The sequence below is a fragment of the Pseudomonas anuradhapurensis genome (genome assembly GCF_014269225.2).
GTDB classification, from domain to species: domain Bacteria; phylum Pseudomonadota; class Gammaproteobacteria; order Pseudomonadales; family Pseudomonadaceae; genus Aquipseudomonas; species Aquipseudomonas anuradhapurensis.
In genome coordinates, this window is the sequence record NZ_CP077097.1 from 3,924,330 (window position 1) to 3,945,484 (window position 21,155).

Here is a 21,155-nt window from a genome sequence, read left to right on the forward strand (position 1 = left end):
AACCCGGGCCATCCTTGATATCGATCAGTGGTGCTGTTGTGCATACTCAGAAGATCGCGCGATCACTGTGGGAGCGGGCAAGCCCGCGAAGCAGGCATCACGGTGGCTGGCACGGGCTTCGCCCGTGTTCGCGGGCACGCCCGCTCCCACAGGGCCGCAGCCACCTCCCCGATCACTGCTTCGCCGCCAACCACGGCCGGCAGCTGGCGAACAGGTCCAGCGACTGCTGGTAGACCTCGGTGTGCACCTGCAACAGGCCGAGCATCGAGTGGAACAGGTTGTCCTGCGACAGCGGGGCGTCGCTGAGCTTGGCCAGGCAGTCGGTATCGATGCCGAAGTCGTCCTTGTAGCTGTCGGAGAACCAGGTCAGCAATGGCACGTGCTTCTGCTGCTCGGGGGCGATGGCGTAGGGCGTGCCGTGCAGGAACAGGTTGTATTCACCCAGCGACTCGCCATGGTCGGACAGGTAGATCATCGCCGTGTCGACCTTGTCCTGCTTGCTGCGCAGGGTGTCGATCAGCGCGGCCAGCACCTTGTCGGTATAGGCCAGGGTGTTGTCGTAGCCGTTGACGATTTCCTGCTGGCTGCACTGGTCCAGGGCATTGCTCTGGCACACCGGGGCAAAGCGCTGGTCGGCAGCCGGGTAGCGTTTGAAGTATTCCGGGCCATGGCTGCCCATCTGGTGCAGCACCAGCACGGTGTCCTTGTCGAGGTTGTCGATCAGCTCGCCCAGGCCCTGCAGCAGGATCTGGTCATGGCACTCACCGTCCGCGCACAGTTGCGCGTCCTTGAGGTTGCTGACGTCGATGAATTGCACGCGATCGCAGGTGCCCTTGCAGCCCGACTGGTTGTCGCGCCATTGCACGGCCAGGCCGGCACGCTGGAGGATGTCCAGCAAGCCTTCGCGGTTCTTCGCCACGCGGGCATCGTAGTCCTTGCGCGGCATGCCGGAGAACATGCACGGCACCGAAACGGCGGTTTCCGTGCCGCAGGAGTGCACATCGGAGAACGCCAGCAGGCCCTGCTCGCGGGCAAGGTTCGGCGTGGTGTCGCGGTCATAGCCCAGCACCCCGAAATGGTCGGCCCGCGCACTTTCGCCCACTACCAGCACCGTCAGCGACTTGCGCTCATGTTTTTGCCAGGCGGCATCGCGCCTGGCATCTTCGCCGTAGTGCTGGAATGGCTGCGCAGCACTACCGACGCGCTCGCTGACATAACCGAAGGACGCCCCGACGATGTTGCTGGGGGTCAGCATCAGGCGCAGTTCGTGGTGATTGCGGAACAGCGACGCCAGGCCCTGGTAGTTGACCAGCGCCACCGACCCCAGGGCCACGACACAGGCACCGCCGACCACCAGCTTGCCGAACAGCTCGCGGTGCCAGGCGCGGTAGGCGATCGGCGCTTTCCATACCAGGATCGACGGCAGTACCCCCAGGCCGAGGATATACAAGGCGAATTTCAGCGAGAGCAAGTCACGCACTTCCGCCACATTGGTTTCGGCAATATTGCGGAACATGCCCGCATCAATAAGTACGCCATACTGGTTCATGAAGTAGGCAACACCGGCGCCACTCAGGAACAACACAATGAGTACCGGCTTCAATATGAAGCGGAAGGCCAACAGGGTCAGAATCAGGTTGAATGCGAACAGCATCATCACGGCAAACGCCAGGATCAGCCATAGGCCCGGCAGACCGGGGGGGACGACCTGTTCAAGATGTTGCCAGAGGAAGACATTGAAGCCGATCAGCAGGTAAAGGCTGGCCAGCAGCGTGACCCATTCAGTCCGCAGGGATTTGAAGTTCGGCATCAGTGTTCGCATTCAAGGGTAAGGACCAGCCCGAGGGCCTGGGCGGCACCGCGGAAACTTGGCCGAACTCTAGAAAGCGCACCATCAATTTTTTGTGAAAAAGACGCCAACAAATCCGTTAGCCGGCGCCTTGAACATTAAAAGAAGTTCATGAAAGCGCGGTTCAGCCTGGCAGGCGCAGCTTGGCGTAAGGTTCCCGATCGATGTCCAGCACTTCCACGCACAGCTGGATATCCACCCCTGGCCGCCCGGGGAGGGCTTCGCGCAGTACCTCGAGCAGGCTGCTGGACAACAGCGCCTTCACTTCCGGCGAACGCCCGCTGAGGATGGCCAGGCGTACATGGACAAAGGCCCGCTCGCCCGGCGAGGTACCTACCCGGAAGTGCCGGAAGGCTTCGGCACGGCTCTTGATGTCCGCCTCATCGGCGAACTGGCCACTGCCGACCAGGGCGTGGTTCAGGCGCAGCAACAGCACATCGACATTGAGCTCGCGCAGGTTGTCGCTGTATTCCAGGTTGAGGTGAGGCATGGCGCAGGTTCCGGGTCACGGGGAGATGCGACAGCCTACCCCAGTCCCCTACCTGCGCAAAGCCGACTATCCTCAAAGGTCAGGACCATTCGCCAACCCCGACAGAGGTGAAGAAATGCCAGTTCCGCATGATCTGCTCGCTGACCTGCACGTTACCGCCGATGCATTCCAGGCGCTCATGGACAAGGACCAGACGCTGCATTCGCTGCACAAGGAATACAACGCCAAGGACAAGGAGGTGTTGGCCGCCGAAGGCAACGGTACCAACGACGAGGCCGTCAACCGCTTGCGCAAGGAGCGGCTGCTGATCAAGGACAAGATCGAACGGATCATTCATCCGCCCAAATCCTGACCGGCCTCCACGGGCCCGTGTAGGAGCGGCCTTGTGTCGCGATGGGCTGCGTAGCAGCCCCAAATTTACCGCGAAGGCATAAGTTTTGGGGCTGCTGCGCAGCCCATCGCGACACAAGGCCGCTCCTACACTCTGTTCATCACACGCCAGCAACCAGCGCGTTCAACGCACCATCCAGGTCCTCGACCAGGTCGCGGTAATCCTCGATGCCCACCGACAACCGCAGCAGGTTCTCGCTGATGCCCATCACGCTCTTCTGCTCCGGGCTCAGCGAGCAGTGCGACATGCTCCAGGAGTGGTTGATCATGCTTTCCACCCCGCCCAGCGAGTCGGCCAACACGAAGATCTGCAGCGCCTCCACCAGGCGGTTGAGCGCAGCCCGGTCGCCCTTGACCTTCATCGCCACCACTGCCCCGCCACTGCGCATCTGCCGCTTGCACAGCTCATGCTGCGGGTGGCTTTCCAGCCCTGGGTAATACACCTGTTCGACCTGCGCGTGGCCTTCAAGGAAGCGCGCCACCTGCAGGGCATTGGCGCACTGGCGTTCCATGCGCACATCCAGCGTCTTCAGCCCACGCAGGGCCAGGTAGCAGTCGAACGGCCCCTGCACGCCGCCAATGGCCATGCTGATACGGCGCAGGCGCGCCAGCAGTGCATCATTGGCGGCTACCACCACGCCACCGGTCAGGTCGGAATGGCCGCCGATGTACTTGCTGGCCGAGTGCATGACCAGGTCCACGCCCAGGGTGATTGGGCGTTGGTTCCATGGCGAACAGAAGGTGTTGTCGATGCAGGTGAGGATGCCCCGCGCCTTGGCCAGGTCGCACACGGCCTTGATGTCGACCAGGTGCAGCAACGGGTTGGTCGGCGATTCGATCCAGATCAGCTGGGTTTCCGGCCGGATGGCAGCGGCCACGGCCTCGAGGTCGTTGAGGTCGACGTAGGTGGTGGTCAGGCCCGAGCTGCGGCTACGGTAGTCTTCGAGGATACGGAAGGTGCCGCCATACACGCCGTTCATCACCACCACATGGGCATCCTTGGGCAGCAACTCCAGCACCGTGGCAGTGGCGTTAACACCCGAGGCACAGGCCACCGCGCCTACACCTTCTTCAAGGGCGGCGACACAGGTTTCGTAGGCATGCCGGGTGGGGTTGCCCACCCGGCTGTAGGAATATTCTGGCTTGTCATCCAGGCTGCGTTTGGTGAACGAGCTGGCGGTGACGATCGCCGGGAAAATGGCATTGTCAGCGACGCTGAACTGCTCGCCGGCATGAATGGTACGGGTGGCGAAGTTACGCGGCTTGTCGGACATGGTCAGGCCCATTGGCAGAGTGAAAGTTGCCACTATCGCACAACCCAAATCGTCTGGCCTTGGGGTAATCTGTGAAAAATTTCCCTGCACGGCCCGCACGCGACATGGACAGCTTCGACCAGCACATTCTCACCCTGCTTCAGCACGACGCCGCAATCTCGCTCAAGGACCTGGCCGAGGCCGTCAATCTGTCCACCACCCCCTGCTGGAAGCGGGTCAAGCGCCTGGAAGAAGAAGGCTACATTGTTGGCCGCGTGGCCTTGCTCGACCCGCAACGGCTGGGGCTCGGGCTGACGGTGTTCGTCCAGCTCAAGACCCAGCGCCACGACAGCGCCTGGCTGGAGCAGTTTGCCGCAACCGTGACCGGGTTCGAGGAAGTGATGGAGTGCTATCGCATGTCGGGGGACTGGGACTACATGCTGCGGGTGGTGGTGGGCGATATTGCAGCGTACGACCGCTTCTATAAAAAGCTCATCACCCGCACCGAGGGGCTTTCCAACATCACCTCCAGTTTTGCCATGGAACAGATGAAGTACACCACGGCGTACCCGGTATCTCGCTAACTGGATGGGGCTGCTGTGCAGCCCTTTCGCGACGCAAGGCCGCTCCTACAGGGATCGCACCGTCCTGCAGGCGCGTGCAAACGAGCCAATCAGCTTGCAGTGTTGAGCGCTGCGATCCGGTTCCCGGCCTGGGCCTTCTCGACCTTGATCGCGACGAACTTCGAGGTTGGCGTATAAGTGCCCTCGCCATAGCTGTCCAGCGGCACCAGCGGATTGGTTTCCGGGTAATAGGCCGCCGCCTGCCCTTGCGGCACGTCGTAAGCCACCAGGCGGAAGCCCGACACGCGCCGCTCCACGCCATCCTCCCACAGCGACACCAGGTCCACATGCTCGCCCGGCTCGAAGCCCATCCGGCGGATGTCGACCTCGTTGACGAATACCACTTCACGCAGGCCGAACACCCCGCGATAACGGTCGTCCAGGCCATACAGGGTGGTGTTGTACTGGTCGTGCGAACGCAGGGTCTGCAGGATCAGGTCGGGCTTGTCACCGCGCGCCAGCACCTTGGCATTCACCAGTTGCTCCGGCAACGACTGCGGGCTGAAGCGCGCCTTGCCGGTGGCCGTGCGCCATTTGCGCTCGGCGGCATGGTTGCCCAGGTGGAAGCCACCCGGGTGCTGCAGACGCTGGTTGAAATCGCTGAAGCCGGGGATCACATCGGCGATCATGCTGCGGATACGACCGTAATCGGCAACCGCGTATTCCCAGTCGATCGGCCGCTTGCCCAGGGTCGCCTGGGCCATGCCGGCGATGATCCACGGCTCCGAACGCAGGTGTGGCGAACGCGGGCGCAGTTGGCCGTGGGAAAGGTGCACCATGCTGAACGTGTCCTCCACGGTCACGCCTTGCGGCCCGCTGGCCTGCAGGTCGATTTCGGTACGCCCCAGGCAGGGCAGGATCAGCGCGTCGCGGCCAGTGACCAGGTGCGAGCGGTTGAGCTTGGTGGAAATCTGTACGGTCAGCGCGCAATTGCGCAGCGCCGCATGGGTGCGCGGCGTGTCCGGCGTGGCCTGGGCAAAGTTGCCGCCCAGGCCGATGAACACCTTGGCCCGTCCTTCTTCCATGGCCTTGATCGCCAACACCGCGTTGTGCCCATGGGCGCGCGGCACGCGGAAGCGGAAGCGCTTTTCCAGAGCGTCGAGCAGCGCCGGCCTGGGTTTTTCATCGATGCCCATGGTGCGGTCGCCCTGCACGTTGCTGTGGCCACGCACCGGCGACAGGCCGGCACCGGGTTTGCCAACGTTGCCGCGCAGCAGTTGCAGGTTGACGATTTCCTGTACCGTCGCCACCGAGTGGCGGTGCTGGGTCACGCCCATGGCCCAGCACATGATCACCCGCTCGGCCTTGCGATACATGCGCGCAGCCAGCTCGATCTCGGCCTGGGTCAGCCCCGATTGCTCGACGATGTGCGCCCACGGCGTAGCGTCCAGGGTGGCCAGGTAGGCGTCGATGCCACTGGTATGCTCGGCAATGAAGGCATGGTCGAACACCGCCGGTTCGCCGTTGGCCTGGGCTTCGCGCTCCCATTGCAGCAAGTACTTGGCCATGCCGCGCAACACCGCCATGTCGCCGCCCAGGGCCGGGCGGAAGTAGGCGGTATTGGTCGGTTCGGAGCCATTGCTGAGCATCTCGAACGGGTGTTGCGGGTGCTGGAAGCGCTCCAGGCCGCGCTCTTTCAGCGGGTTGAAGCAGACCACCTGGGCCCCACGCTTGACCGCTTCACGCAACGGTTCGAGCATGCGCGGGTGGTTGGTACCGGGGTTCTGGCCGATGACGAAGATCGCATCGGCCAGTTCCAGGTCGTGGAACACCACCGTGCCCTTGCCCACGCCAAGGGTTTCCGCCATGCCCACGCCACTGGCTTCGTGGCACATGTTCGAGCAGTCGGGGAAGTTGTTGGTGCCGTAGGCACGCACGAACAGCTGGTAGAGGAACGCCGCCTCGTTGCTGGCCCGCCCCGAGGTATAGAACTCGGCCTGGTCGGGCGAGTCGAGCGCGCGCAAGTGTTGGGCGACCAGGGCGAACGCCTCTTCCCAGCTGGTTTCAACGTAGTGGTCGGTGGCCGCGTCGTAGCGCATCGGGTGGGTCAGCCGGCCTTGGTATTCCAGCCAGTAGTCGCTCTGCGCGGCCAGCGCGCTGACGCTGTACCTGGCGAAGAACGCCGGGTCCACCGAGCGGCCGGTGGCCTCCCAGTTGACCGCCTTGGCGCCGTTTTCGCAGAACTTGACCATGTCGTTTTCCGGCGACTCGCCCCAGGCACAACCGGGGCAGTCGAAGCCGCCGTTCTGGTTGGTCTTGAGCATGGCGCGCAGGTTCTTGAAGGCATTGTCACTGCCCAGCCAGCTTTTGGTCACGCTCTTGAGCGCCCCCCAGCCGGCGGCGGCGCCCTTGTAGTCGCGGATATGTCGGTCCTGGCTCATGCGCTGAATCCTCACGCTTCGATGCTTTTTTTCAGCCTATGGAGCGCGGGGTAGAGCCGTCCAATCGAAAGATCTTACGGCGTGATAAGCGCTTTCGATCATGCGCCGGGGGTGATGATAGAAGCAGTCGATCAAATGGTCGGGCAAAGCAATTTGACGGCCTTGCCCCCAGGTTATAGCTTGGAGTGCAGTCCCAACCCATTCGAGCGCGAACGTGGAACAGAACAGCCGGGCCCTGATCGACGGCTTCAACCGGAAAATCGACTACCTGCGGATGTCGGTCACCGATCGCTGCGACTTCCGCTGTGTGTACTGCATGGCCGAAGACATGCAGTTTCTGCCACGCCAGCAAATCCTCAGCCTCGAAGAGCTGTTCGCGGTGGCCGAGCGCTTCGTCGCCCTCGGCACCCGCAAGATCCGCCTGACCGGTGGCGAACCGCTGGTGCGCCAGGGCATCGTCGACCTGTGCGGGCGCATCGCCGCCCTGCCCGGTTTGCGCGAGTTGTGCCTGACCAGCAATGGCTCGCAACTCGGGCGCCTGGCCCAGCCGCTGTTCGACGCTGGCGTGACCCGCCTGAACATCAGCCTCGACAGCCTGGATGCCGAGCGCTTCAGGCAGCTGACCCGTACCGGTGACCTGCACCAGGTGATCGCCGGCATCGACGCTGCGCGCCACGCCGGTTTCCAGCGCACCAAGCTCAACTGCGTGGTGCTCAAGGGCCGCAACGACCACGAACTGGTCGACCTGGTGCGCTTTGCCATCGACCGCGAGCTGGACATCACTTTCATCGAGGAGATGCCGCTGGGCGTGATCGACGAGCATGAGCGCGGCGAGTCGTTCTGCTCCAGCGACGAGGTGCGCGCGCGCCTGGCCGAGCACTTCACCCTGGTCGAATCGACCGAATCGTCGCAAGGCCCGGCGCGCTATTGGCGCCTGGCCGAAGCCGGCAACACCCGCATCGGTTTCATCTCGCCGCACAGCCACAACTTCTGCGCCACCTGCAACCGCGTGCGCCTCACCGTCGAGGGCCGCCTGCTGCTGTGCCTGGGCAACGAACATTCGGTGGACCTCAAGCAGGTGCTGCGCGCCCACCCGGGCAACGCCGAACGCCTGGAACAAGCCATTCGCGATTCGCTGCACCTCAAACCCTACCGCCATCACTTCGAAGTCGGTGGCGACGTGCAGATCCTGCGCTTCATGAACATGACCGGCGGCTAGGCCGCCGTCTCTGGATTGCCATGATCGTCCACCCCACTCCTGATGTGCTGCGCGTGCTGTTCACCCTCAAGGGCTCGATCGTCAAGCGCATTGCCCTGCGCTGCCTGATGATCACCTTGCTGGCCGCGCTGATCGTGCTGGTCGAGCGGCATTTCCCGGCGTTTTTCTACCCGGTCAGCGCCACCCCGTTCACCCTGCTCGGCCTGTCGCTGTCGATTTTCATGAGTTTTCGCAACAACGCCTGCTACGACCGTTGGTGGGAAGGGCGCAAGGCCTGGGGCAAGCTGATCATCGAAACCCGCTCGTTCGTGCGCGAGAGCCAGGTCATCGCCGACCCGGCCCTGCGCGTCGAGCTGTTGCGCAACCTGTGCGGCTTTGCCCATGCGCTGAATGCGCACCTGCGCAACGAGGACGAACTGGCGGCTGCCCGGCCCTGGCTGGCCCGGCCCGAAGCGCTCGGCAGCCACAATGTGTGCGACGCCATCCTGCGCGAAGTGGGCGAGCACTGCTCGCGGCTGGCGGAACAACAGCACATCAGTGACTGGCGCTACAGCCTGCTGGAACAGCGCCTGGTGGGCCTGACCGAGGTGCAGGCCACCTGCGAGCGGATCAAGGGCACGCCGTTGCCGTTCCCCTACACGCTGCTGCTGCACCGCACCATCTATATCTTCTGCCTGCTGCTGCCGTTTGCCCTGGCCGAGCCACTGGGCTGGCTGGCGCCGCTGTTCACCACCATCGTCGGGTACACCTTTTTCGGGCTGGATGCGATTGGCAACGAGCTGGAAGACCCATTCGGGCGCGATGAAAACGACTTGCCGACCGATGCCATGGTGCGCACCGTGGAGCGCGATGTACTGGCCGGATTGGGCGAACGACAGCTGCCGCCGGCGTTGTTGCCGGTGGGGTATGTGTTGAGCTGAAACTGCCATCGCAGGGCCGATGTAGGAGCGGCCTTGCGTCGCGAAAGGGCTGCGCAGCAGCCCCGGCAATCTTTGCATCAATGCGCAGGTACTGGGGCTGCTGCGCAGCCCTTTCGCGACGCAAGGCCGCTCCTACACGCGTCAGCCAGCCGTGAGTGAATCAGCCCCGGCTGGCGCAGGCCTCGATCGGCAGCAGGTGCTTGACAAAGTTGCACGGCCGGTGCCGCGCATCCAGCTGTTCCGCCAGGATCCCTTCCCAGGCCGTCCGGCAGGCCCCGGTGGAGCCTGGCAGGCAACACACCAGGGTGCGGTTGGCCAGCCCTGCGAACGCGCGGCTCTGCACGGTCGAGGTGCCGATATCCAGGATCGACAAGGCCCGGAACAACTCGCCAAACCCGTCGATGCGCTTGTCCAGCAGGCACTCGACCGCCTCCGGCGTGCTGTCGCGCCCGGTAAAACCGGTACCACCGGTGACCAGCACCACCTGCACCTGGTCGTCGGCAATCCAGGTAGCCACCTGGGCGCGGATCTTGTACAGGTCGTCCTTGAGCAGCGCCCGTGCCACCAGACGGTGGCCGACCTCCACCGAACGGCTGGCCAGCAGCTCGCCGGAGGTGTCGTTGTCAAAGGTTCGGGTGTCGCTGACAGTCAGCACGGCGATGTTGAGCGGTACGAAGACCGCGTCGGCTTGGACGCGCACGGCGAAGCTCCTTCAGTGGCATTGCAGCCACGCTAGAGGCATGGCCCGGGGGCGTCCAATCGATATGGCGTACCGGCTGATCAATGACATCTATCGCAAACGTGGGTTAAGGTCTGCACAACCCGATACCAGGCACTTCCATGGACATCAAGCAGCTCAAGTTCCTCATCGCCCTCGACCAGACCCGCCACTTCGGCCAGGCCGCGGCGCTGTGCCATATTACCCAGCCAACGCTGTCCATGCGCCTGCGCAACCTGGAGGACGAACTGGACCTGGTACTGGTCAAGCGCGGCCAGCGTTTCGAAGGCTTTACCGAAGCCGGCGAGCGCATCCTGGCCTGGGCCCGCACCCTGCTCGCCGCCCACGACGGCCTGCAGGCCGAGGCCGCCAGCTGCCGTGGCCAGGTGGTCGGCAGCCTGCGCCTGGGCACGGTGCCGCTGGCCAGCTTCAACCCCATGCACCTGCTGCTGCCGCTGCGTGAGAAATACCCCGAGCTGCACTTCCAGCTCAGCTCGCTGAGTTCGGAGCAGGTCATCGACGGGCTCAGCCGCAACCAGCTCGACCTGGGCATCTGCTACCTGGACCAGGTCAACACCAGCTTCTTCGAAGTGATCGAACTGGGCACCACCACCATGGGCCTGTTGCACGATACCCGGCACTTCCAGTTCGCCAGCGACACCCTGCGCTGGGACGAGCTCGGTGGCATTCCGCTGGGCCTGTTGAGCAAGGGCATGCACTACCGCCAGTCGCTGGACCTGAGCTTCCGCAGCCGCGGCCTGGAGCCGAATGCGGTGCTGGAAAGCGACTCCAGCTTCCAGCTGATCCAGGCCATCAACACCGGCATGTGCTGCGCGATCATGCCGCTGGACTGCGGCCTGGAAGACCTCAGCGAACACCTGCGCATCCTGCCGGTGGCCGACGCCGCCATCCACAGCCCGGTAGGCCTGCTGCTGCGCCGCAGCGAACCACGTTCGGCGATTGCCGAGCAGTGCTTTGCCGAGGCGCGGGCGTTGTTCGCTACCTGTTAATCGCTCAACAGCGAATTGTCCTACTGCACCCTAGGACTTTTCGCTAGCGACAGGCCGCTCCCGCCGCTTTTATCCTCCTTCACTCACCAGGCAGTGCGACAACGCGCAGCCATTTCTCATCCCATTTGTCCAAGGATCTGACATGACGACACCTTCAGCCGCTTCCACGCCATTGGTATGGAGTGCCGAAAACTTGGCCCCGCTAGGCGGCCTCGGCCTGTTGGTGATGGTGCTCTTGCTGGTGTCGTTTATCCACAGCAGGGCCGGGTCGCTGTACTTTCTGCGCGACCTGATCTGGCGCAGTTTCGGTGGAAAAACAGAGTTCGACGACCTCTCAGAACTGAACGAGATGCGTAAGGAGCTGCGTGAAATCGAATTTTTCAGATACGAGTTCAACATTCCTGCAAACAACTTGCGCGATGCAAGGCTCGCTCATCGCTGGATCGTGGACAATGGCTTTGCCCCAAGCGATATAGGCCGCAACCGCAAATATATGGATTGGAGCAATTTTGCTGCACCCACATTTGCAGTCAATCGATTCAGCCGATGGAAATTGGGGCTGACATTTGTCGCAATGCTTGGGCTCATTGGCACCTTTATGCCATTTTCGTTTTTCGGCGATTCCAAGTATTTGCTGGTGCATTTGAAAGACGCCCCCGACACGCCCTCGTTCTACCTCTCTACGGACAACATCAAGTTTGAAATGTGGCCAGACAAGGTCCTGACGCCGGAGCAATGCCGCTCAAACCAAACCCTGAAACCCTTCACAAAAGGCTTTCCTGAAAAGGACTTGGACACCGTTTGCTCATTTTTTATGGACCCCAACTACGAATCACACGTGGTGAATGGGCTCAAGGCGCAGCGTTCATTACTGGCAGGCATCGCGTTCGGCAGCATGGTGGGGTTGGTACTGCTGCTATTGAAACTTGCCCGTATGCATAGGGCACGATCGCTGTACCAGCAGTGGCAAAAACGCGCTCAATGCGGACTGCAGGCAACGCCATCGGCCACTACGTCGTCGCCTGCCGATACTGCCGCGGCGTAAAACCGGTCAGCTGCTTGAACTGGCGGCTGAAGGCGCTGTGGTCGGTATAGCCGCAGCGCATGGCCACTTCGGTGATCGGCAGGTCCGAGTGCAGCAGGCGATGGGCATGTTCGAGGCGCGCCTTGTGAATCATCTGCCGTGGCGTGAGGTGGAATACCCGCTTGCAGTAGCGCTCCAGCTGGGCCACGGAAATACCAGCTATCCGGGTCAGCTCGCGCATGCTGATCGGTTGGTGGAAATGCTGGCGGATGTGCTCGTCCACCGCCGCCAGGCGCTGGTAGGCCGGGTGGGTGTCGGCGGCTGACTGCAGGTCGACCGAGATGCCGACCAGGCCGATGATCTCCCCTGCCAGGTTGTACAGCGGGCGCTTGTGGGTCAGGCACCAGCCGGGCTCGCGGCTGCCATACAGGTGCAGTTCCAGCTGGTCTTCCAGCACCAGGCCTTCCTTGAGCACACGTCGATCCTGCTCGGTATAACCGGGGCCCAGCTGTGCCGGGAACACCTCGGCACTGGTCTTGCCCAGCAACGGTTGCAGGCGCTTGAGGCCGCAGCGCCGGACCAGGGTGTCGTTGGCCAGCACGTAGCGGGCAGCCGGGTCCTTGATGAAGATCGCCGCGTTGGGAATGGCATCGAGGATCGGTAGCAGCAAGGCCACACCGGCGAGCAGGGCCTCGAGGCTGGCGGGGCGGTGCTGGTCGAAGGACTGATACAGGGTTGCCAGGGGGGTGTCGCTCATCTGCTCTGTCTCGGTTTGCTGTGCCGGCCTCTTCGCGGGTAAACCCGCTCCCACAAGGGGCTTCACAGATCTTGAAGGCGGTGGGGTCCCTGTGGGAGCGGGTTAACCCGCGAAAGGGCCGGCACCGCCACTGCAGTTCTCAAGCCCTTGCCCTGTATGGCTTACAGCCTATCCAGCCGCCTTTCCCCAAGCCACTGCTTTTTTCCAACTGTGCCGATTTCGTCATCCACCCTGCAGAAAACCATCAAGAACCGCCGCCTTGATCGGTCCACTCTATGCCCCACGCAAGCCGCATCACGTGACATCAGAACTGCCTATCCAATAACCAACAAAAAGGCGCCCCCATGTCAGGCAAATTCAAGAAACAGTTGTCATTGCTGGACCTCACCTTCATCGGCCTAGGTGCCATCTTCGGCTCCGGCTGGCTGTTCGCCGCCAGCCACGTTTCGGCCATCGCCGGCCCGGCCGGTATCCTGTCCTGGTTCCTCGGCGGCTTTGCCGTGCTCTTGCTGGGCATCGTCTATTGCGAGCTGGGCGCCGCCCTGCCCCGCGCCGGTGGCGTGGTGCGCTACCCGGTGTACTCGCATGGCCCGCTGCTGGGCTACCTGATGGGCTTCATCACCCTGATCGCCTTTTCCAGCCTGATCGCCATCGAAGTGGTCGCCTCGCGCCAGTACGCCGCCGCCTGGTTCCCCGGGCTGACCAAGGCCGGCTCCAGCGAGCCGACCGTGCTCGGCTGGCTGGTGCAGTTCGCCCTGCTGGGGCTGTTCTTCTTCCTCAACTACCGCAGCGTGAAAACCTTCGCCAAGGCCAACAACCTGGTCAGCGTGTTCAAGTTCATCGTGCCGCTGCTGGTGATCGGCGTGCTGTTCACCTTCTTCAAGCCGGAAAACTTCGAGGTCCAGGGCTTTGCGCCGTTCGGCCTGTCCGGGGTGGAAATGGCGGTCTCGGCCGGTGGCATCATCTTCGCCTACCTGGGCCTGACGCCCATCATTTCGGTCGCCAGCGAGGTGAAGAACCCACAGCGCACCATCCCGATCGCGCTGATCCTCTCGGTGCTGCTGTCGACCGCCATCTATGCCCTGCTGCAACTGGCCTTCCTCGGCAGCGTGCCAACCGAAATGCTGGCCAACGGCTGGGCCAGCGTGGCCAAGGAACTGGCCCTGCCCTACCGTGACATCGCCCTGGCCCTGGGTGTCGGCTGGCTGGCCTACCTGGTGGTGGCCGACGCGGTGATCTCGCCCAGCGGCTGCGGCAACATCTATATGAACGCCACCCCACGCGTGGTCTATGGCTGGGCGCAGACCGGCACCTTCTTCAAGTACTTCACCCGTATCGATGCCGAGTCGGGCATCCCGCGCCCGGCGTTGTGGCTGACCTTTGCCCTGTCGGTGTTCTGGACCCTGCCGTTCCCGTCCTGGGAAGCGCTGATCAACGTGGTTTCCGCGGCCCTGGTACTGAGCTACGCCGTGGCCCCGGTCACCGTCGCCGCCCTGCGCCGCAATGCCCCTGACATGCCGCGCCCGTTCCGGGTCAAGGGCATGGGCGTGCTCGGCCCACTGTCGTTCATCATCGCCGCGCTGATCGTGTACTGGTCCGGCTGGAACACCGTGTCGTGGCTGCTGGCGCTGCAGATCGTGATGTTCGTGCTGTATCTGCTGTGCGGTCGCTTCGTGCCGACCCAGCACCTGTCGCTGGCCCAACAGGTGCGCTCGTCGGCGTGGCTGATCGGCTTCTATGCAGTGACCATCCTGCTGTCCTGGCTGGGCAGCTTCGGCGGCCTGGGGGTACTCGGCCACCCGTTCGACACCGTGGCCGTGGCCGCCTGCGCCCTGGGCGTCTACTACTGGGGCGCAGCCACCGGTGTACCGGCCCACCAGGTGCGCCTGGAAGGCGAGGATGAAAGCGAAGTTGGTGTTGAAACCTACAGCAGCCGTCCCGCTGTCGCTTCCTGAATCTCTAGCCAATGGACAAGCCCATGAAACACATCCACGTCATCGACTCGCATACCGGCGGCGAACCGACCCGCCTGGTGATGAAAGGCTTCCCGACACTGCACGGGCGCAGCATGGCCGAGCAACGCGACGAACTGCGCGAACTGCATGACCAATGGCGCCGCGCCTGCCTGCTGGAACCCCGCGGCAATGATGTGCTGGTCGGCGCGCTGTACTGCCCGCCGACCTCGGCCGACGCCACCTGCGGGGTGATCTTCTTCAACAACGCCGGCTACCTGAACATGTGCGGCCACGGCACCATCGGCCTGGTCGCCTCGCTGCAGCACCTGGGCCTGATTGCCCCGGGCGAACACAAGATCGACACCCCGGTCGGCCAGGTCATTGCAACCCTGCATGAGGACGGCGCCGTCACCGTCGGCAACGTGCCCTCCTACCGCTATCGCCAGCAGGTGGCGGTGGACGTGCCCGGGCACGGCGTGGTGCACGGCGACATCGCCTGGGGTGGCAACTGGTTCTTCCTGGTTTCCGAACACGGCCAGCGCATCGATCTGGACAACCGCGAGGCGCTGACCGACTACACCTGGGCCATGCTCAAGGCCCTCGAAGCCCAGGGCATCACCGGCGAGCACGGGGCGCCGATCGACCATGTCGAGCTGTTTGCCGACGACGCCACTGCCGACAGCCGCAACTTCGTGATGTGCCCCGGCAAGGCCTACGACCGCTCGCCGTGCGGCACCGGCACCAGCGCCAAGCTGGCCTGCCTGGCCGCCGACGGCAAGCTCGCTGAAGGCCAGACCTGGGTGCAGGCCAGCATTACCGGCAGCCAGTTCCACGGCCGCTACCAGCGCGACGGCGAACGCATTCGCCCGTTCATCACCGGCCGCGCCTACATGACCGCCGACAGCACCCTGCTGATCGACGAACAAGACCCGTTCGCCTGGGGCATCTGAGCCCCGGTTTTTTCCCAGACTGAATACCGCCAGGAGCAACACCATGACCAGCAACATCTTCACAGGCACCATGCCCGCCCTGATGACCCCGTGCACCGCCGAGCGCAAGCCGGACTTCGACGCCTTGGTGCGCAAGGGCCGCGAACTGATCGACCTCGGCATGAGCGCCGTGGTGTACTGCGGCTCGATGGGCGACTGGCCGCTGCTGACCGAAGCCGAGCGCCAGGAAGGCGTGGCCCGCCTGGTCGCCGCCGGCATCCCGACCATCGTCGGCACCGGTGCGGTGAACACCCGCGAAGCCGTATCCCACGCCGCCCACGCGGCCAAGGTGGGCGCTGCCGGCCTGATGGTCATCCCGCGTGTGCTCAGCCGCGGGGCCTCGCTGATTGCCCAGAAGCACCACTTCTCGGCGATCCTCGCTGCCGCGCCGAAGCTGCCGGCGGTGATCTACAACAGCCCGTACTACGGTTTCGCCACCCGCGCCGACCTGTTCTTCGAACTGCGCCGCGAATTCCCCAACCTGATCGGCTTCAAGGAGTTCGGCGGTGGCGCCGACCTGCGCTACGCCGCCGAGCACATCACCTCCAAGGATGACGACGTCACCTTGATGGTCGGCGTCGATACCCAGGTGGTGCATGGCTTCGTCAACTGCAACGCCACTGGCGCCATCACCGGCATCGGCAATGCCCTGCCACGCGAAGTGCTGCACCTGGTGAAGCTGAGCAAGCAAGCGGCCAAGGGCGATGCCAAGGCCCGGCGCCTGGCACGCGAGCTGGAAGCGGCGCTGGCGGTGCTGTCGTCGTTCGACGAAGGCTGCGACCTGGTGCTGTATTACAAGCACCTGATGGTGCTGAACGGCGACCGCGAATACAGCCTGCACTTCAACGAGACCGACGCCCTGACCGACGCCCAGCGCAACTATGCCGAACAGCAGTACGCGCTGTTCCGCAGCTGGTATGCCAGCTGGTCGGCCGAGCAGAACCTGGCCTGACTTATGCCCTGCGCGGCCCCTTGTAGGAGCGGCCTTGTGTCGCGACAGGGCTGCGAAGCAGCCCCGGGATTTCCGCGCCGGTACATGAATTGCCGGGGCTGCTACGCAGCCCTGTCGCGACACAAGGCCGCTCCTACAGGGGACGCGGTTTGCCTTGCTACCCGAACATGATTTCCCAAGGAGGCTCCATGACCCTCACAGGTAACCTGCTGATCGGCCAGACGCCGGTAACCGGCAGCCGCGTAGCCATCCGTGCCATCGACCCGGCCACTGGCCAGGCGCTGGAGCCGGCCTACCTCGGCGGCAGCGGCGAACACGTGGCCCAGGCCTGCGAACTGGCCTGGGCCGCGTTCGATGCCTACCGCGAAACCTCGCTCGAACAACGGGCGCAGTTCCTCGAAAGCATCGCCACGCAGATCGAAGCGCTGGGCGATGCGCTGATCGACCGCGCCGTGGCCGAAACCGGCCTGCCCCAGGCGCGGATCCAGGGCGAACGTGGCCGCACCTGCACCCAGCTGCGCACTTTCGCCCGCGTGGTACGGGCCGGTGAATGGCTGGACGTGCGGGTCGACAACGCCCTGCCCGAGCGCCAGCCCCTGCCCCGTGCCGACCTGCGCCAGCGCCAGGTGGCACTGGGGCCGGTGGCGGTGTTCGGCGCCAGCAATTTCCCCCTGGCCTTCTCGGTAGCCGGCGGCGATACCGCCTCGGCCCTGGCCGCCGGCTGCCCGGTGGTGGTCAAGGCCCATGGCGCGCACCCGGGCACCAGCGAACTGGTCGGCCAGGCGGTAGCCCGCGCGGTACAGCAGTGCGGCCTGCCAGCCGGCGTGTTTTCACTGTTGTACGGCTCTGGTCGGGAAGTGGGCATCGCCCTGGTCCGCGACCCGCGAATCAAGGCCGTTGGCTTTACCGGCTCGCGTAGCGGTGGCATTGCGCTGTGCCAGGCCGCGCAAGCGCGCCCGGAACCGATCCCGGTGTATGCCGAAATGAGCTCGATCAACCCGGTGTTCCTGTTCGACGCCGCCTTGCAGGCGCGCGCTGAGACGCTGGCGCAAGGCTTCGTCGCCTCGCTGACCCAGGGCGCCGGCCAGTTCTGCACCAACCCGGGCTTGGTCATTGCCCGCCAGGGGCCGGCGTTGCAGCGCTTCATCACCGCCGCCGGCGAGCAGGTAGCCAAGGCCGCTGCGCAAACCATGCTCACCCCTGGCATCTTCGCGGCCTACCAGGCCGGCGTCGCAGCCCTGGCTGCCAACGCCAATGCCCGCGTCGCCGCCACTGGCCAGGCCGGGCAAGGCCCCAACCAGTGCCAGGTGCAGCTGTTCGTCACCCAGGCCGAAGCGTTCCTCGCCGACCCGGCGTTGCAGGCCGAAGTGTTCGGCGCCGCATCGTTGGTGGTGGCCTGCGCCAGCGACGAGCAGGTCCGCCAGGTAGCCGAGCATCTGGAAGGCCAGCTGACCGCCACCCTGCAGCTGGACGATGGCGACATCGACAGTGCCCGCAAACTGTTGCCAACCCTCGAGCGCAAGGCCGGGCGCCTGCTGGTCAATGGCTGGCCGACCGGCGTCGAGGTGTGCGACGCGATGGTCCACGGCGGGCCGTTCCCGGCCACCTCCGATGCCCGCAGCACCTCGGTGGGCACGGCGGCGATCCTGCGCTTCCTGCGCCCGGTGTGCTACCAGGACTTCCCCGATGCCCTGTTGCCGCAGGCGTTGAAGCAGGGTAACCCGCTGCACTTGCGGCGCCTGCTCGACGGTAAACGGGAAAGCTGAGCATGCTCGATAACCGTGAAAGCGATATCGCCGTGGTCGGCGCCGGCATTGTCGGTGTCGCCTGCGCCTTGCAACTGGCCCGCCAGGGGCGCCGGGTCATGCTGATCGACCGCCAGGCACCCGGCCACGGCGCGTCCTACGGCAATGCCGGGCACCTGGCTACCGAGCAGGTGTTCCCGATTGCCGACCTGTCGATCCTCAAGCGCCTGCCACGCATGCTGCTGGACCCGATGGGCCCGCTGCGCCTGGACTGGAAATACCTGCCCAGGGCCATGCCCTGGTTCACCCGGCTGCTGCTCAACCTGCGCCCGGCGCCGTTCCAGCGCAGCGTGGCCGGTATCCGCCAGTTGAACGAAGGCAGCCTGGCCGCCTGGCAGCGGCTGCTGGGCTCGATCGGGCGCAGCACGCTGTTCCGCGAAGATGGCTCGCTGCTGGTGTTCGAGCGGCCCGAATCGCGCGCGGCACTGGAGGCCCTGCGCGCCCGCATGCAACAGCAGGCGGTGCCGGTCGACTTGTGGTCGGCGCAAAACGTGCGCGCAGCGGCGCCACAGCTCAACTCGTCGCTGCTGGGTGGGTTGTTCTTTCCGCGTACCGGGCACTTCATCGACCCTTACCGGGTGGTGTGCGAGCTGTTCGAAGCGGCCAAGGCCAGTGGCGTGCGTTTTGTCCAGGCGCAAGTCGAGGTTGGCCAGTTGCACAGCGGCGGGGTCAACCTGGCCAGCGACCAGGGCGCACTCAGTGCGCGCCAGGTGTTGATCAGCTGTGGCGCGCATTCTGCGCGGCTGACCGGCGCGCTGACCGGCAAGCGCGTACCGCTGGATACCGAGCGCGGCTACCACCTGATGCTGCCGGGCGAGCAGCAGCGCCTGCCGTTTGCGGTCACCTCACTGGAGCGCAAGTTCATCATGACGCCCATGGCCGAGGGCTTGCGCCTGGCGGGCACGGTCGAGTTCGCCGGGCTGGAGGCACCGCCGAGCATGCAGCGGGCCTGGCAGTTGCACCGCTTGAGCAAGGGCTTGTTCCAGCGGGAACTGAATGCCGAAGGGGCGACCCCGTGGATGGGGTTTCGGCCTTCGCTGCCAGACTCGTTGCCGGTGATCGACCGGGTGTGCGATGGGCGGGTGCTGCTGGCGTTCGGGCATCAGCACCTGGGGCTGACCCAGGCGGCGCTGACAGCGGAATGGGTGGGAAGGTTGGCTGAGATGGCCGGTGGACCGGAGATGGTGGCTTACCGGTTGGATCGGTTTTAGCCTGTGCTGGCCTCTTCGCGGGTGAACCCGCTCCCACAGGGATCGCACAGGCCTTGAGGGCAGTGGAGATCCTGTGGGAGCGGGTTTACCCGCGAATGGGCTGCAAAGCAGCCCCTTCATGCCTCAGCGATAACGCTCAAGCCAGTGCGCATAAGGCGCCGGCAAGGTCCAGGAGGCTTTCTCCACCCCCAGTTCCTTCGCCGCAAAGTAGGCCCAGTGCGGGTCCGCCAGATGCGCCCGGCCTACCGACACCAGGTCCAGCTGGTTGGCCTGCAGCGCCGCTTCCGCCAGTTGCGGCGTACCGAAGCCCCACGCCGACGTTACCGGCAGCTTCGCCTCACGGCGCACGCGCTCGGCAATCGACCCCATGAACGCCGGGCCCCACGGGATATTGGTCTCGGGGATGGTGAAACCGACACTCACGCTCAGCAAATCAAGGCCACCAGCCTTGAAGCGGCGCGCCAGCTCGATCGATTCTTCCAGGGTCTGCTCATCGCGGCCATCATATTCCAGCACCCCGAAGCGCGCGGTCAGCGGCAGGTTCTCCGGCCACACTTCGCGCACTGCCGCCAGGGTTTCCAGAAGGAAGCGGCTGCGGTTGTCGAAGCTGCCACCGTAGGCGTCGGTGCGCTTGTTGGAATGTTCGGAGAAGAAGCTCTGCCCCAGGTAACCATGGGCAAAGTGCAGCTCGATCCACTCGAAACCGGCATCACGTGCACGCCGCGCGGCATCGACGAAGTCCTGCTTGACCCGGGCGATGTCGGCCAGGGTCATCTCCCGCGGCACTTTCGGCAGGTGCGCGCCAAAGGCGATGGCAGACGGGGCGATGGTTTCCCAGCCACGCGCGTCGTCGGCGGCAATGTGGTCGTCTCCTTCCCACGGGCGGTTGGCGCTGGCCTTGCGCCCGGCGTGGGCAATCTGGATACCCGGCACGGCACCGGCGGCCTTGATCGCCTGCACCACCGGCACGAAGGCCTGGGCGTGGGCATCGCTCCAGATCCCGGCGCAACCGGGGGTGATACGCCCTTCCGGCGCCACCGCAGTGGCTTCGACTACCAGCAGGCCGGCACCGCCGCGGGCAAGGCCGGCCAGGTGCACATGGTGCCAATCGTTGATCATGCCGTCCTCGGCCATGTACTGGCACATGGGCGGAATGGCGATGCGGTTGCGCAGGGTGACATCCTTGAGGGTGTAGGGTTCGAACAGAGCGGACATAGGCAAGCTCCAGGGCTATGTGATTACGATTGTTCGATCATAATCGAACTATGGCAATTAATGATAGCCCCGTTATCATGATGCTCATGCGAGCCTACCAACATCCCAATTCCGAAGACCTGACCCTCGAACGCCTGCTCTATGCCCTGAGCGACCCGGTGCGCCTTGGCATCGTGCGCCACCTGGCGGGCGTGGCCGAAGCCAGCTGCGGCGAGCTGGACGGCGGCCGGCCGAAGTCGAGCATGTCCCACCACTTTCGCGTGCTGCGGGATGCGGGGCTGGTGCATACCCGCAATGTCGGGACGACCCACATGAATTCGCTGCGTAGCGAGATGCTGGCAGAGCGCTTCCCCGGGTTGCTGGACTGCATTCTGCGGCAGCAATGATTTTCCTG

19 protein-coding genes are annotated in these 21,155 nt (G+C 64.5%); 12 read left to right on the top strand and 7 right to left on the bottom strand.

Translation table 11 applies throughout. From position 1 onward, the window contains the following. Positions 1-172: 172 nt before the first annotated feature. Both HU763_RS17975 and HU763_RS17980 read right to left on the bottom strand, forming a co-directional pair. Positions 173-1,810, bottom strand: a complete 1,638-nt coding sequence (locus HU763_RS17975; protein ID WP_186687868.1) for a phosphoethanolamine transferase — start codon at positions 1,808-1,810, stop codon at positions 173-175. Between the two features lie 163 nt (positions 1,811-1,973). Continuing rightward, entirely contained in the window at positions 1,974-2,339 is a 366-nt protein-coding gene (locus tag HU763_RS17980) for a 5-carboxymethyl-2-hydroxymuconate Delta-isomerase (protein WP_186687871.1), read from the bottom strand. Positions 2,340-2,454: 115 nt separating this feature from the next. Here HU763_RS17980 and HU763_RS17985 point away from each other — a divergent pair, with 115 nt between their 5' ends. Continuing rightward, on the top strand, positions 2,455-2,691 hold the full coding sequence (locus HU763_RS17985) for an HP1242/YdcH family protein (RefSeq protein WP_170031457.1): 237 nt from the start codon (positions 2,455-2,457) through the stop codon (positions 2,689-2,691). A 139-nt stretch (positions 2,692-2,830) separates the two neighbouring features. On the opposite strand, the gene HU763_RS17990 is transcribed toward HU763_RS17985, so the two are convergent. Then, positions 2,831-4,015 (bottom strand): trans-sulfuration enzyme family protein, encoded by a 1,185-nt coding sequence (locus HU763_RS17990; RefSeq protein WP_186688135.1) that lies wholly within the window; start codon positions 4,013-4,015, stop codon positions 2,831-2,833. 92 nt (positions 4,016-4,107) lie between these two features. On the opposite strand from HU763_RS17990, the gene HU763_RS17995 reads away from it, so the two are divergent. Continuing rightward, positions 4,108-4,566, top strand: a complete 459-nt coding sequence (locus HU763_RS17995; protein WP_186688134.1) for an Lrp/AsnC family transcriptional regulator — start codon at positions 4,108-4,110, stop codon at positions 4,564-4,566. 89 nt (positions 4,567-4,655) lie between these two features. Here HU763_RS17995 and HU763_RS18000 read toward each other — a convergent pair whose 3' ends face one another. Then, positions 4,656-6,986, bottom strand: a complete 2,331-nt coding sequence (locus HU763_RS18000; RefSeq protein WP_186687874.1) for an FdhF/YdeP family oxidoreductase — start codon at positions 6,984-6,986, stop codon at positions 4,656-4,658. A 214-nt stretch (positions 6,987-7,200) separates the two neighbouring features. Here HU763_RS18000 and moaA point away from each other — a divergent pair, with 214 nt between their 5' ends. Both moaA and HU763_RS18010 read left to right on the top strand, forming a co-directional pair. Continuing rightward, on the top strand, positions 7,201-8,205 hold the full coding sequence (gene moaA, locus HU763_RS18005; protein WP_186687877.1) for a GTP 3',8-cyclase MoaA: 1,005 nt from the start codon (positions 7,201-7,203) through the stop codon (positions 8,203-8,205). Positions 8,206-8,225: 20 nt separating this feature from the next. After that, positions 8,226-9,125, top strand: coding sequence for a bestrophin family protein (locus HU763_RS18010; RefSeq protein ID WP_186687880.1), 900 nt, complete (start codon positions 8,226-8,228; stop codon positions 9,123-9,125). A 160-nt stretch (positions 9,126-9,285) separates the two neighbouring features. Here HU763_RS18010 and moaB read toward each other — a convergent pair whose 3' ends face one another. Then, a complete protein-coding gene (moaB, locus tag HU763_RS18015) occupies positions 9,286-9,825 on the bottom strand; it encodes a molybdenum cofactor biosynthesis protein B (protein ID WP_170031469.1) in 540 nt (179 codons plus the stop codon). A gap of 140 nt (positions 9,826-9,965) precedes the next feature. Between moaB and HU763_RS18020 the strand changes: the two genes are divergently transcribed. Continuing rightward, the gene (locus HU763_RS18020; protein ID WP_186687882.1) at positions 9,966-10,853 is read left to right on the top strand and encodes a LysR family transcriptional regulator; all 888 of its coding nucleotides are present in this window, start codon (positions 9,966-9,968) and stop codon (positions 10,851-10,853) included. Positions 10,854-10,995: 142 nt separating this feature from the next. Beyond that, on the top strand, positions 10,996-11,898 hold the full coding sequence (locus tag HU763_RS18025; protein ID WP_186687883.1) for a DUF6216 family protein: 903 nt from the start codon (positions 10,996-10,998) through the stop codon (positions 11,896-11,898). Here the strand turns inward: HU763_RS18025 and HU763_RS18030 are convergent. After that, on the bottom strand, positions 11,864-12,634 hold the full coding sequence (locus tag HU763_RS18030) for an AraC family transcriptional regulator (RefSeq protein ID WP_186687884.1): 771 nt from the start codon (positions 12,632-12,634) through the stop codon (positions 11,864-11,866). The two genes, HU763_RS18025 and HU763_RS18030, sit on opposite strands and share 35 nt — an antisense overlap. A 344-nt stretch (positions 12,635-12,978) precedes the next feature. On the opposite strand from HU763_RS18030, the gene HU763_RS18035 reads away from it, so the two are divergent. From HU763_RS18035 to HU763_RS18055, 5 genes are all read left to right on the top strand, one after another. Beyond that, a complete protein-coding gene (locus HU763_RS18035) occupies positions 12,979-14,589 on the top strand; it encodes an APC family permease (RefSeq protein ID WP_186687885.1) in 1,611 nt (536 codons plus the stop codon). A gap of 23 nt (positions 14,590-14,612) precedes the next feature. Then, positions 14,613-15,539: a 4-hydroxyproline epimerase gene (locus tag HU763_RS18040; RefSeq protein ID WP_186687886.1), complete on the top strand. Its 927-nt coding sequence runs from the start codon at positions 14,613-14,615 to the stop codon at positions 15,537-15,539. A 43-nt stretch (positions 15,540-15,582) separates the two neighbouring features. Next, positions 15,583-16,530 carry a dihydrodipicolinate synthase family protein gene (locus tag HU763_RS18045; protein WP_186687887.1) on the top strand — a complete coding sequence of 316 codons (948 nt, stop codon included), beginning with the start codon at positions 15,583-15,585 and terminating at the stop codon, positions 16,528-16,530. Positions 16,531-16,718: 188 nt separating this feature from the next. Next, positions 16,719-18,296, top strand: coding sequence for an aldehyde dehydrogenase (NADP(+)) (locus HU763_RS18050; RefSeq protein WP_186687889.1), 1,578 nt, complete (start codon positions 16,719-16,721; stop codon positions 18,294-18,296). A 2-nt stretch (positions 18,297-18,298) separates the two neighbouring features. Continuing rightward, positions 18,299-19,546 (top strand): NAD(P)/FAD-dependent oxidoreductase, encoded by a 1,248-nt coding sequence (locus HU763_RS18055; RefSeq protein WP_186687891.1) that lies wholly within the window; start codon positions 18,299-18,301, stop codon positions 19,544-19,546. A gap of 123 nt (positions 19,547-19,669) precedes the next feature. On the opposite strand, the gene xenA is transcribed toward HU763_RS18055, so the two are convergent. After that, on the bottom strand, positions 19,670-20,761 hold the full coding sequence (xenA, locus tag HU763_RS18060) for a xenobiotic reductase XenA (protein WP_186687893.1): 1,092 nt from the start codon (positions 20,759-20,761) through the stop codon (positions 19,670-19,672). Between the two features lie 50 nt (positions 20,762-20,811). On the opposite strand from xenA, the gene HU763_RS18065 reads away from it, so the two are divergent. Beyond that, the gene (locus HU763_RS18065) at positions 20,812-21,147 is read left to right on the top strand and encodes an ArsR/SmtB family transcription factor (protein ID WP_186687896.1); all 336 of its coding nucleotides are present in this window, start codon (positions 20,812-20,814) and stop codon (positions 21,145-21,147) included. Positions 21,148-21,155: the final 8 nt, after the last annotated feature.